This window comes from Dactylosporangium sp. NPDC049140, from assembly GCF_040648435.1.
On the sequence record NZ_JBEZDS010000018.1, the window covers coordinates 28,409 to 40,851 of the forward strand.

10 protein-coding genes are annotated in these 12,443 nt (G+C 72.6%); 7 read left to right on the forward strand and 3 right to left on the reverse strand.

Features of this window, described 5'->3' with window-relative positions; genetic code table 11:
* The first annotated feature begins 144 nt into the window (after positions 1 to 144).
* The 5 genes from AB0B76_RS27220 (at position 145) to AB0B76_RS27240 (ending at position 6,760) form a co-directional block, all read left to right on the forward strand.
* Positions 145 to 1,764, forward strand: coding sequence for an ABC transporter substrate-binding protein (locus AB0B76_RS27220; RefSeq protein ID WP_360380629.1), 1,620 nt, complete (start codon positions 145 to 147; stop codon positions 1,762 to 1,764).
* Positions 1,761 to 2,714 (forward strand): ABC transporter permease, encoded by a 954-nt coding sequence (locus AB0B76_RS27225; RefSeq protein WP_360380631.1) that lies wholly within the window; start codon positions 1,761 to 1,763, stop codon positions 2,712 to 2,714. Before AB0B76_RS27220 ends, AB0B76_RS27225 begins: the two co-directional genes overlap by 4 nt.
* Positions 2,714 to 4,654: a dipeptide/oligopeptide/nickel ABC transporter permease/ATP-binding protein gene (locus AB0B76_RS27230; RefSeq protein WP_360380633.1), complete on the forward strand. Its 1,941-nt coding sequence runs from the start codon at positions 2,714 to 2,716 to the stop codon at positions 4,652 to 4,654. The genes AB0B76_RS27225 and AB0B76_RS27230 overlap by 1 nt, the downstream gene beginning before the upstream one ends.
* Positions 4,655 to 4,823: 169 nt before the next feature.
* A complete protein-coding gene (locus AB0B76_RS27235; RefSeq protein WP_360380636.1) occupies positions 4,824 to 5,831 on the forward strand; it encodes an ABC transporter ATP-binding protein in 1,008 nt (335 codons plus the stop codon).
* The gene (locus AB0B76_RS27240; RefSeq protein ID WP_360380638.1) at positions 5,828 to 6,760 is read left to right on the forward strand and encodes a dihydrodipicolinate synthase family protein; all 933 of its coding nucleotides are present in this window, start codon (positions 5,828 to 5,830) and stop codon (positions 6,758 to 6,760) included. The genes AB0B76_RS27235 and AB0B76_RS27240 overlap by 4 nt, the downstream gene beginning before the upstream one ends.
* Before the next feature lies 1 nt (position 6,761).
* On the opposite strand, the gene AB0B76_RS27245 is transcribed toward AB0B76_RS27240, so the two are convergent.
* Positions 6,762 to 7,232 carry a helix-turn-helix domain-containing protein gene (locus AB0B76_RS27245; RefSeq protein ID WP_360380640.1) on the reverse strand — a complete coding sequence of 157 codons (471 nt, stop codon included), beginning with the start codon at positions 7,230 to 7,232 and terminating at the stop codon, positions 6,762 to 6,764.
* A 46-nt stretch (positions 7,233 to 7,278) separates the two neighbouring features.
* On the opposite strand from AB0B76_RS27245, the gene def reads away from it, so the two are divergent.
* Positions 7,279 to 7,833, forward strand: coding sequence for a peptide deformylase (gene def / locus AB0B76_RS27250; RefSeq protein WP_360380644.1), 555 nt, complete (start codon positions 7,279 to 7,281; stop codon positions 7,831 to 7,833).
* A gap of 8 nt (positions 7,834 to 7,841) precedes the next feature.
* On the opposite strand, the gene asnB is transcribed toward def, so the two are convergent.
* Complete coding sequence (gene asnB, locus AB0B76_RS27255) at positions 7,842 to 9,704, reverse strand: asparagine synthase (glutamine-hydrolyzing) (protein WP_360380646.1); 1,863 nt, start codon at positions 9,702 to 9,704, stop codon at positions 7,842 to 7,844.
* Between the two features lie 198 nt (positions 9,705 to 9,902).
* Between asnB and AB0B76_RS27260 the strand changes: the two genes are divergently transcribed.
* On the forward strand, positions 9,903 to 11,207 hold the full coding sequence (locus AB0B76_RS27260; RefSeq protein ID WP_360380648.1) for an ammonium transporter: 1,305 nt from the start codon (positions 9,903 to 9,905) through the stop codon (positions 11,205 to 11,207).
* Between the two features lie 13 nt (positions 11,208 to 11,220).
* On the opposite strand, the gene AB0B76_RS27265 is transcribed toward AB0B76_RS27260, so the two are convergent.
* A complete protein-coding gene (locus AB0B76_RS27265) occupies positions 11,221 to 12,441 on the reverse strand; it encodes an MFS transporter (protein WP_360380651.1) in 1,221 nt (406 codons plus the stop codon).
* Positions 12,442 to 12,443: the final 2 nt, after the last annotated feature.

A 12,443-nucleotide genomic window follows, 5' to 3' on the forward strand; every position in this document is an offset into this window, starting at 1 on the left:
CCGCTCCCAAGGGTTGACGTTGGTGGGACATCCTACGACGGCTCTTGACCGACGGGTAGATGCGGTCCTAGCCTCCACCATACGACAGGACATGGGATGTGGGACGTCCAATGTGCGCCCAATCCCGATCTCATAGGAGGCACCGTGCACACCCCGGCTTCACGGCACGTGTTCAGCCGCCGCGACTTCCTGCGGTACACCGGCGCCCTCGGCGCGGCCGCCACGATCAGCTCCTCGCTGGCCGCGTGCGGCGGCCCGGCCTCCACCGGCTCCTCCGGGAGCGGCGGGGACAAGGACCTCATCACCGCCGTGATCGGCTACGGCAACGACCAGAGCTGGGACCCGACGATGACGGCGTCGGCGTTCTCGATGGCCGCCAACGTCCACATCTACGAGGGCCTGCTCGACACCGACCCGATCAACCGGCAGCCCTACGCCGCGCTGGCCACCGCGCTGCCCGCCGACGTCAACGCCACGACCTGGAAGTTCACGCTCCGCGAGGGCGCGAAGTGGCACGACGACCAGCCGGTGACCGCCGACGACGTGCTGTTCACGTTCGAGCGCGTGCTCGACCCGAAGGCCAACGTGCTCATCGGCTCGTTCTTCCGCTCCTGGCTCGACACCGTGCGCAAGGTCGACGACCGCACGGTCGAGCTCGTCTTCAAGTTCCCGTTCCCCGACGCCGTCCAGCGCCTCACCATCGCCAAGATCATGCCGAAGCACGTCTTCGGCCAGGCCGGCGGCTGGGACGCGGCCAAGGGCGGCAAGGCGGTCGGTTCGGGGCCGTACAAGCAGACCTCGCACCAGCCGAAGTCCAACACGACGCTCGAGGCGTACGCGGGCTACAACGGCCCCCGCCCGGCCACGGTCAAGAAGATGAACTGGCTGAGCATCGTCGACGCGTCCGCCCGGGTCGCGAAGATCTCCGGCGCGGCGGCCGAGGCGCAGATCGCCGACAACGTGCCGTACGCGAACATCGACCAGCTCACCAAGGGCGGCCTGCAGGTCGAGGGCGGCAAGGGCATGAACCACATGTTCCTGATGTTCAACACCGCGCAGAAGCCGTTCGACGACGTGCGGGTGCGCCAGGCGCTGTTCTACGCCATCGACACCAAGAAGATGATCGACGTGGCGCTCAAGGGCCACGGCACCGCCTCGACGAGCTTCCTCAACCCGGAGAACCCGTCCTACCGGCGGGCGGCCACGGTGTACGAGTACAACCCGGACAAGGCCCGGCAACTGCTCGCCGAGGCCGGGGTGAGCGGGCTGACGATCTCCCTGATGGCGGTGAACGTCAGCTGGATCAGCGACTGCCTGCCGACCATCGCGAACTCCTGGGAGGCCGTGGGCATCAAGACCACGCTGCAGCCGCAGGACACCAGCGCGCTGTTCACGAAGATGGACCAGTCGCAGAGCTACCAGGTCGTGGCGGCCGCGTCCAACCCCAACCAGTTCGGCCTCGACGCCGACCTGATCATGCGCTACAACTACACGTCCGGCGGCACCTGGATGAAGTACACCAAATGGGATGCCAGCCCCGCCGCCAAGGACCTCTTCGCGAAGATGGACGCGGCCACGGCCGAGCCCGACGCCAAGAAGAAGGTCGAGCTCACCCAGCAGTACCTCGACGTCGTCGCCGCGCAGGCGGTGCTCTACCCGGTCGTGCACACGGAGCTCATGACCGCGTGGGACGGGCACAAGCTCACCGGGGTCCGCGCCCAGGGCTACCCGGGCATCAACCTGCTGCAGGCGAAGCGGACATGATCGTCCGGATGCTCGTGCGGCGGCTGCTGATCCTCGTGCCGCTCCTGCTCGGCGTGGTCGCGTTCGTCTTCATCGTCATGCGCTTCTCCGACAGCAAGCCGGAGTACGCGTACTTCCAGGGCGCCAACCCGACCCCGGAGCAGATCCACCAGTTCCAGGTCGACAACGGGCTGCTCGATCCGCTGCCGGTGCGGTACGTGCACTTCGTCGGCGAGCTGCTGCACGGCGACATGGGCACCAGCGTGCTGACCAAGGCGCCGGTGCTGAACTCGGTCACCACCGCGCTGCCGCTCACCCTGCAGCTGACCGCGCTGGGCCTGCTCGTCGCGGTCGTGCTCGCGCTGCTGTTCGGCGTCACCGCGGCCATCTTCCGCGACCGCTGGCCCGACCAGGCGATCCGGCTGGTGTCGCTGGTCGGGGTGGCCGCGCCGGCGTTCTGGCTGGCCCTGCTGATGATCCAGTACCTCGCGGTCGACCGCGGCTGGTTCCCGACCGGCGGGTACATCAACCCCGCCGACTCCTTCAGCGGCTGGCTGCGCTCGATGACGCTGCCGGCGCTGTCGCTCTCGCTGCCCGTCGCCGCCCAGCTGACCCGCATCATCCGCACCTCGATGGTCGAGGAGCTCGACCGGGACTACGTGCGCACCGCGATCGGCAGCGGCCTGCCGCCGGTCGTGGTGGTCGGGCGCAACGTGCTGCGCAACGCGCTCATCAACCCGCTGACCGTGCTCGGGCTGCGGGTCGGGTACCTGCTCGGCGGCGCCGTCGTCATCGAGCAGATCTACTCGCTGCCCGGCATGGGCCAGCTGATGATCAACGCGGTCCGCGACGGCGACCCGGCCGTGGTGCAGGGCGTCGTGCTCACCATCGCCGTCGGGTTCGTGGTCGTGAACCTCGCCGTCGACGTGCTGTACCTGCTCGTCAACCCCCGGCTCCGGAGCGCGGCCTGATGCGCCCGGGGCTGACCGGCAGGCTCGCCCGCCCGGGCCTGCGCGTGAACCTGCGCCGCCTGCGGCCGTCGTCCTGGATCGCGATCGCCGTGGTGGCCGTCGTCGTCCTCGCCGCCCTGCTCGCGCCCGTGCTGGCGCCGCACTCCCCGTACGTGCAGGAGGCCACCGGCGGCGGCCCGTCCGGCGCGCACTGGATGGGCCTGGACAGCAGCAACCGCGACATCCTCAGCCGGTTGATGTACGGCGCCCGCTGGTCGCTCGTCATCGGCCTCGGCGCGACCGCGCTCGCCCTCGTCGCCGGCGCGGTCATCGGGGCGGTCGCGGCCACCTCCCGCCGCGGCGTCGACGAGACAGCCATGCGGCTCCTCGACATCGTCATGGCCTTCCCCGGCATCGCGCTCGCGGCCGTGCTCGTCTCCGTCTTCGGCGGCGGCATCGGCGTGCTCGTGCTCGCCATCGCCTTCCTGTACATGCCCTCCGTGGCCCGGGTGGTGCGCGCCAACGTGCTCGCCCAGTACGAGGAGGACTACGTCGCGGCCGAGCGCACCATCGGCGCCCGCACCCCGCACATCCTGCTGCGCCACGTCGCCGTCAACTGCGCCGCGCCGGTGCTCGTCTTCTGCACCGTCATGGTCGCCGACGCGATTGTCTTCGAGGCGTCGCTGTCGTTCATCGGCGCCGGGGTCCGCCCGCCGAACCCGTCCTGGGGCAGCGTCATCGCCGACGGGCGCAACATGGTACTGCTCGGCGGCTGGTGGGCCACGGTCTTCCCGGGCCTGCTCATCCTCGTCACCGTGCTGGCCCTGAACATCCTCGCCGAGGGCGTCGCCGACGCGTGGGCCGCACCCGCCGCCCGCCCCGCCCGCTCGGCGCCCGAGGCCGACAAGCTGGAGGCGGCGCAGCCCGGCTCGGGCGAGCTCACCGAGTTGTCCGGGCTGTCCGAGGCGGCCGCGCGGCTGCGCGAGCGGGCCCGCCCGCTGCCCACCGGCGAGCCGGTCCTCAGCGTCGAGGACCTCGCGATCGGGTTCCCGGGGCGCCACGACGACGTGGACATCGTCGCGGGCATCTCGTTCGCGGTGCGGCCGGGGGAGGTGCTCGGCCTGGTCGGCGAGTCCGGCTGCGGCAAGTCGCTCACCGCGCTCACCGTGATGGGCCTGCAGCCGCGGGGCGCGCGCGTGCGGGGCCGGATCGCCTTCGCCGGCCGGGACCTGCTCACGCTGTCCACCAAGGACCGCCGGCGGCTGCTCGGCCACGACATGGCGATGATCTACCAGGACGCGCTGTCCTCGCTCAACCCGGCGATGACGATCCGGGCGCAGCTCAAGCAGCTCGTCCGGCGCGGCGGCCGGCGCAGCGCCACGGAGCTGCTCGAGCTCGTCGGGCTGGACCCGGCGCGGACGCTGTCGGCGTACCCGCACGAGCTCTCCGGCGGCCAGCGCCAGCGCGTGCTCATCGCCATGGCCCTGTCCCGCGACCCGAAGCTCATCGTGGCCGACGAGCCGACCACCGCGCTCGACGTCACGGTCCAGGCGCAGGTGATCGAGCTGCTGCTGCGGCTGCGCGCCGAGCTCGGCTTCGCGCTCGTGCTCGTCTCGCACGACCTCGCGCTCATCGCCGACGTGACCGACCGGATCGTGGTGATGTACGGCGGCCAGATCGTCGAGACCGGCGCGACCGCCGCGCTCATCGGCGCGCCGGCCCACCATTACACCCGCGGGCTGCTCGGCTCCGTGCTGTCGCTGGAGTCGGGGGCGCAGCGCCTCACCCAGATCCGCGGGGTCGTGCCGTCGCCGGCCGACTTCCCGGCCGGGTGCCGCTTCGCCGACCGGTGCCCGATGGCCACCGACGTCTGCCGGACCACGGCGCCCGCCCTGACCGGCGGCCCGCACGCCGTCGCCTGCCACCACCCCGCCCTCGACCTCGCCGAGGTGTCCCGATGAGCGGTCCGGAGCGGAGCGGAGGGGCCGCTCATGAGCAAGCACAGGTTTCGTCATGGCGCGACCGGAGCGGAGCGGAGGTCGTGTCATGAGCGGTCCGGAGCGGAGCGGAGGGGCCGCTCATGAGCAAGCACAGGTTTCGTCATGGCGCGACCGGAGCGGAGGTCGTGTCATGAGCGGTCTGCTGGATCTGCACGACGTGCACGTGGTGCACAAGGCCCGCACCGGCGGCGTCCTGCGCCGCGACCGCGTCTACGCGCTCACCGGCGCCGACCTGACCGTACGCGCGGGGGAGACCGTCGGGATCGTCGGCGAGTCCGGCTGCGGCAAGTCGACGCTCGCCCGTGTTCTCGTCGGCCTGCAGCGCCCGACCGTGGGCACGGTCTGCTTCCGCGGCGAGGACCTCTGGGCACTGCCCGCCAACCGGCGCCGCACGCGGGTCGGGGCCAGCACCGGCATGGTGTTCCAGGACCCGTCGACCGCGCTGAACCGGCGCCTGCCGGTGGGGCGCATCCTGCGCGACCCGCTCGACGTGCACCGCCGCGGCACCGGCCGGGAGCGCGAGGCCCGCGTCCGGGAGCTGCTCGGGCTCGTCGGCCTGCCCGCCAGCGCCCTCGATGTGCTGCCCGGGCAGCTCTCCGGCGGCCAGCGGCAGCGGGTGGCGATCGCCCGCGCCCTCGCCCTGGGCCCCGACCTGCTCATCGCCGACGAGCCCACCAGCGCGCTGGACGTCTCGGTCCGCGCCCAGATCCTCAACCTCCTGCTGGACCTCAAGGAGCGGCTCAACCTGGCGCTCGTCTTCGTCTCGCACGACATCCAGACCGTGCGGCGGGTGAGCGACCGGGTCGTGACCATGTACCTCGGCCGCATCGTCGAGGAGGCCGGCGCCGACGCGGTTCCGGCCGGGGCCCGCCACCCGTACACCCGGGCGCTGTTCTCGGCCACACCCGGCCTGCTGCACCCGATCGACCCGATCCCGCTGGCCGGCCCGGTGCCCTCCGCGACCCGGCCGCCGAGCGGCTGCCCGTTCCGCACCCGCTGCTGGAAGGCCGACGAGCTGTGCGCCACCGAGATGCCGGCGCCGTCGGGCGCGGACGGGCACCTGTTCCGCTGCTACCACCCGGTGCCCGCGGGCGCCGGCGACCGTGAACTGATCAGCCAAGCACAGGAGCGCGCATGAGCACCGCCAAGGCCCTTACCGGCGTCATCCCCCCGGTGTGCACCCCGCTGACGCCGGACTTCGAGGTCGACACGGCGTCGCTCGTCCGGCTCATCGACCACCTCCTGGCCGGGGGCGTCGACGGCCTGTTCGTGCTCGGCTCGACCTCGGAGGTCGCCTTCCTGCCCGACGCCCACCGCCGGGTCGTGCTCGACACCGTCGTCGGCCACGTCGCCGGCCAGGTGCCCGTGCTCGCCGGCGCCATCGACATGACCACCCTGCGGGTGCTCGACCACGCCGCGGTGGCGCTCGCGGCCGGCGTCGACGGGCTCGTCGCCACCGCGCCGTTCTACACCCGCACCCACCCGGCCGAGATCGAGGTGCATTTCCGCACCATCGCCGCCCGGACGGGCATCCCGCTGTACGCGTACGACCTGCCGGTGTCGGTGCACTCCAAGCTCCCCGGTGACCTGCTGCTCGGCCTGGCCGCCGACGGGGTCCTGGCCGGCGTGAAGGACTCCAGCGGCGACGAGGGCGGCCTGCGCAACGTGCTGCTGGGCCGCCGCGATCGGCCCGGCCTCGACGGTTTCGCGGTGCTGACGGGCTCGGAGCTCACCGTCGACTCGGCGCTGTGGATGGGCGCCGACGGCGTGGTGCCGGGGCTCGGCAACGTCGACCCGCACGGGTACACCCGCCTCTACGCCGCCGCCCGCGCCGGCGACTGGGCGGCCGCCCGGCGCGAGCAGGAGCGCCTGGTGCGCCTGTTCGACCTGGTGGCGGTCGGGCGGGGCCGCATGGGGCTCGGCTCGTCGGCGCTCGGGGCGTTCAAGGCGGCGTTGTACCTGCTCGGCGTCATCGCGCACCCGACGACCGCGGTGCCCCAGATTCCGCTCGACGAGTCCGAGATCGCGGCCGTCGGCCGGTTCCTGGCCACCGCCGAGCTGCGCTGACTCAGTCGTCCCCGGTCACGAGCGGGAAGAAGCGCGCGACGGCCGCGACCGGTCCCCGGGTGGGTTTCGGGCGGCCGCTGTACCCCGCGATGAGCGCCCGGACCGCGTTGGCGAGCTCGGTCAGCTCCTGCGGCGTGAGGTACACGACCTCGCTGAACGCCTGGTCGCGGCGCCACTGGGCGGGCGCCCGGTCCCGCACGGCGAGCCACTGCTGGTAGCTCTCGTCCTCCAGGCCCCGGTTGAGCTCGCTTTGCAAAGGATCGGGCGCCCCGACGAGCCGCCAGGGCTTGGCCCGGCCCCCGGCGGGCACCTCCTCGACCACACCGTAGCGGGCCAGCCGGCGCAGGTGGAACGAGTGCAGACCCGAGCTCCCGCCCAGCTCGCGGGCGGCCTCGGTGGACGTGACGGTGCCGCGCTCGCGGAGCAGGGCGACCAGCGCGGCGCGCACCGGATGGGTCTGTTGGTCGATCACGACGCCCAGTATCCTCGTTTGCAAAGCACTATGCAAAGGGGCGAGGATGAGCGTGGTTCCGGTGCGGATGTTCGGCGACCCGGTGCTGAGCACCGCGGCCGAGCCCGTCACGACGTTCGACGCGCAGCTGCGCCGGCTGGTCCGCGACCTGTTCGACACCCTGGAGTCGGAGCGGGGCTCGGGGCTGGCGGCGAACCAGATCGGCGTCGGGGTGCGGGTGTTCGTGTTCCACGTCGACGGGGTGCACGGCCACCTGGTGAACCCGGTGCTGGACCTCCCATGCGACAACGAGGAGGAGCAGGACGGGCCGGAGGGCTGCCTGTCGATGCCGGGGCTGTACTTCGACACCGTCCGCCGGCAGCACGTTGTGGCGAAGGGCTACTCGGACCGCGGCGACCCCGTCCAGGTGGTCGGCACCGGCGAGCTGGCCCGGTGCCTGCAGCACGAGACCGACCACCTGGACGGCGTTCTGTTCATCGACCGGATGTCGCCGCAGCGGCGCCGCAACGCCATGCGGGCCATCCGCGAGGCGCCCTGGTTCGGGGGTGCGGCCCCACGCGTCCAGGTGAGCCCGCACCCGTTGTTCGGCCGGATCCGCTAGCGCCGGCGCTACAGCTTGAGCTGGACCGGGCTGCGGCGCAGCCAGGTGTCGAGGGCCAGGATCTGCTCGATCTGGCGGCGGGCAACGCCGAAGCCGTCGTACTCGTATGGCGCGGCGATCAGCTCGGCCAGCTTGCCCCGGTCGAGCAGGGCGGCCGCGGGCGAGTCGGCGGTGATCCGCGCGGCGGCGTCGCGCAGGGCGCGCTCGTAGCGGTCGTCCTGGGTGGACGGGTACGGGCTCTTGACCCGGGCGACGACCGAGGCCGGGAGCACGTCGGCGGTCGCGGCGCGCAGCAGGCTCTTCTCGCGGCCGTCGAACGTCTTGAGCGCCCACGGGGTGTTGTAGACGTACTGCACGAGCCGGTGGTCGCAGAACGGCACCCGCACCTCGAGCCCGTGCGCCATGCTCATGCGGTCCTTGCGGTCGAGCAGGATCTGCACGAACCGGGTCAGGTGCAGGTAGGAGATCTCGCGCATGCGCCGGTTGTGCGGGTCCGGGTCGTCGCCGTGGTCGACCTCGGCCAGGGCGGCCTGGTAGGAGGCGGCGCGGTACTCCTGCAGCCGCAGCGACTCGTGCAGGCCCGGGTCGAGCGCGCCGCTGTTCGCGTCCCCGCCGGGGCTCGCCAGCTCGAAGATCGCCAGCCAGGGGAACATCGGCGCCTGCACCACGGCCGGCTGGTGGAACCAGGCGTAGCCGCCGAACACCTCGTCGGCCGCCTCGCCCGACAACGCCACCGTCGAGTGCTCGCGCACGGCCCGGAACAGCAGGTACAGCGACGTGTAGATGTCCCCGCCGAACGGCGGCTGGTCCATCGCGGCGACCACCGCGTTGCGGCTGAGCGGGTCCATGAGCGTGGCCACGTCCAGCACGATGTCCTCGTGGTCGACCGGCACGTGCTTGACCACGTCCTGCACGAACGGCCCGTCCGGGGTCGCGCGCATCGGGTCCGGGCGGAAGTTCTCGGTCTGCCCCACGAAGTCGACGGCGAACGAGCGCAGCGGCCCCTCGCCCCGCGCGGTCAGGGCCGCGTGCGCGAGCGCGGTGATCGCCGAGGAGTCCAGGCCGCCGGACAGCAGCGCGCACAGCGGCACGTCGGCGATCGTCTGCCGGGCCACGATGTCGTCGAGCAGCTCGCGCACGGTGCGCACGGTGGTGTCCCGGTCGTCGCGGTGCTCGACGTAGGAGGGCCGCCAGTACTGCCGGCGGTGCAGCCCCTGGTCGACCCGGACCACCTCACCGGGCCGGACCTCGTGCAGGTCGCGGTAGACGGCGTGGCCGGGCGTCTTGACGAACGCGAGCAGCTCGCGCAGGCCCTCGGTGTCCACGACCGCCTCGGCCTGCGGGTGCGCGAACACGGCCTTGGGCTCGGACGCGAACAGCACCGACCCGGCGATGCCGGTGTAGTAGTAGAGCGGCTTGACCCCCATCCGGTCGCGCACCAGCAGCAGGTGCTCGCGGCGGGCGTCCCACAGGCCGAAGGCGTACATCCCGTTGAGCCGGTCGACGAAGTCCTCGCCCCACTGCACGTACGCGCGCAGCACCACCTCCGTGTCGCTGTCGGTCCGGAAGACGTGGCCGAGACCGCGCAGCTCGTCGCGCAGCTCGCGGTAGTTGTACAGCTCGCCGCTGTAGGTGATCGCGGCGAGCTCCCGGCCGTCCTGCTCGACGGTCATCGGCTGGTCGCCGGTGACGAGGTCGATGACGGCGAGCCGGCGATGGCCGAACGCGACGCGTTCACGCACCCACAGGCCCTCGGCGTCCGGGCCGCGCAGCGCCATCGTGCCGGCCATGGCCCGCACGGCGGCCGCCTCGCGACGCAGATCCCGGTCTTCCGTGGCACCCAGTGCCACCCAGCCCACGATTCCGCACATGCCTTGCACCTCCCCAGGTGATCACACTCCGCGCACGGATGAACGCGGAGAGTCTGTCCGAGGCCATCTAACTCCCTTCCCGCGTGACGTGCACGTAACCAACGGGCGACGTGCGTAACACAGCAGAAACTCTTCGGAACTGTGGCCGAAACGGCTGCCCGGCACGCTGACGCGGCCGCCGGAGATCGAGGGGGAGACATGCCGGAAGGGTTCAGCGCCGGGGACACGGCCTGGCTGCTCGTCAGCGCCGCGCTGGTGCTGCTCATGGTGCCGGGCCTGGCCCTGTTCTACGGCGGCATGGTGCGGGTGAAGAGCGCCCTGAACATGCTCATGATGTCCTTCGCCTGCCTGGCCGTGGTCACCGTCGTGTGGGTGCTGGCCGGCTACTCGCTCGCCTTCGGCCCCGACACCGCCGGCGGGCTGATCGGCTCGCTGCGCCATGCCGGGATGGCGGGCGTCGGGCCGCACGACCTCACGGGCACGGTACCGACGGCCGCCTTCGCCTCCTTCCAGCTCATGTTCGCCGTGATCACCGCGGCGCTGCTCTCCGGCGCCATCGCCGACCGGGCCAAGTTCGGCGCGTGGATCGGCTTCGTGGCCGTGTGGGTGCTCGCCGTCTACGTGCCGATCGCGCACTGGGTCTTCGGCGGCGGCTGGATCGCCACCCACCTGCACATCCTCGACCTGGCCGGCGGCACGGTGGTCGAGGTGAACTCGGGCGCCTCCGGGCTCGCCCTCGCGCTGGTGCTCGGCCCGCGGCTGGGCTTCCGCGCCGACCCGATGCGCCCGCACAGCCTGCCCCTGGTGGTGCTCGGCGCGGGCCTGCTGTGGTTCGGCTGGTTCGGCTTCAACGCCGGCTCCGCGCTGACCGCGGGCGGGGCGGCCTCGGTGGCGTTCCTCAACACCCAGGTGGCCGGGGCCGCCGCGGTGTGCGGCTGGCTGCTCGTCGAGCGGTTCCGCGACGGGCACCCGACGACGCTCGGCGCGGCCTCCGGCGCGGTGGCCGGACTCGTCGCGATCACCCCGGCGTGCGGGTCGGTGAACCCGCTCGGGGCGCTCGTCATCGGCGCGATCGCCGGGGTCGCCTGCGCCTACGCGGTCGGGCTGAAGTACCGGCTGGGCTACGACGACTCGCTCGACGTGGCCGGCGTGCACGGCGTCGGCGGGCTGCTCGGCACGCTGCTCATCGGGCTGCTCGCGACCGCGGCGGTGACCGGGGGCCAGCGCGGGCTGCTCTTCGGCGGCGGGCTCGACCTGCTGGGGCGGCAGGCGCTCGCGGTGCTGGTGGTGGCCGTGTACGCGTTCGGCGCGACCTGGCTGGTGGCCAAGGGGATCGACCGGCTGGTCGGCTTCCGGGTCAGGCCCGAGGACGAGCGGGCCGGGCTCGACCTGGTGACGCACGCGGAGAGCGCGTACGAACTGCACAACACCGGCGCGCGGGTGAGCCACCTGGCGGGCACCCCGGACCTGCCGGCGCCGGCGCGGTCGAGCAGCCCCGACTAGGGCAGGACAGGGACTAGAGGCCGGGCGCGGCCGGCTCCGGCGTCGCCACGCGGTCCGGCCCGGCGCCCCCGCGGGTGACCATGAGGCGCCAGACGCCGAGCTGCACGACGGAGAGCACGAGCGCGAACGGCATCAGGGTCCAGATCCCGATGTGCTGGGCCAGCCAGCCGGCCAGCCACGGCAGCCCAGCCCCGCCCAGCAGCGACGTCCCGTTCATGACGCCGATCGCGGTCGCCATCAGCCGCGGCGGCACCAGCTGCGGCGTGACCGCCATCGCGGTCGGGAACAGCGGCCCGAGGAAGAACCCGAGCAGCACGAAGGCGGCCGTGGCCAGGGCGGCCGTCGGCACCGCCCACAGCACCGCCGCCCCCGCCGTCACGCCCACGAGGCAGGCCGTCGCCATCGCGGCCGCGCTCATCCCGATCCGGGTCGCGAGGGGGCTGATGAGGAACCGGCCGAGGGTCAGGCCGAGCCAGTAGCCACTGACCGTGTACCCGGCCACCACGCTCGGCTCGCCGTGCTCCTGCACCAGGAACGTGAACGCCCAGGTGCCGACGCCGATCTCCAGCCCGACGTACACGGCCAGGAACGTCGAGCCGAGCACCACCGCGGGGCTGCGTAGGGCGTCGCGCAGCATGCCGGTGGGCCGGGGCGCGTCGGCGTGCTCGACGGCGGGGGCCTTGCGGGGGTACGCCAGAAGGAACCCGGTCGCCAGCGGCACGCACAGCACGCCGAGGACCAGGAACACCGACGTCCACTCCAGGTACTGCAGCAGCCAGGCGGCCAGCAGCGGCCCGAGGAACGCGCCGACCCCGAAGAACGCGTGCAGCCGGTTGAGCAGCGTGGTCGAGTTCGGCAGCTCGGCGAGGAAGACGTTGAGGATCGACTCGAGGATGCCGGTGCCGTAGCCGACCAGCAGCTGCACGGCGACGAGGATCGCGAACGCGGGCCGGACGGCCATCGCCACCGCGCCGAGCGCGTAGACGCCGACCCCGATGAGCAGCGCCATCCGCACGTGGACGCGGTGCAGCAGCGCCCCGGCGGTCGCCCCGGCCAGCATGTACCCGGCCGAGGAGGTGAAGAACGTGATGCCGATCGTGGCCTCGTCGACGCGGTAGTCGGCCATCTGGGACACGATGAGGACCCCGCCGACGCCGGCGTTCAGGCCGACGAGCATGAACGTGGCGTACGAGAGCAGGACCGGGGCCCAGCCCGGGCGGCGCGTGAGGTTCACCG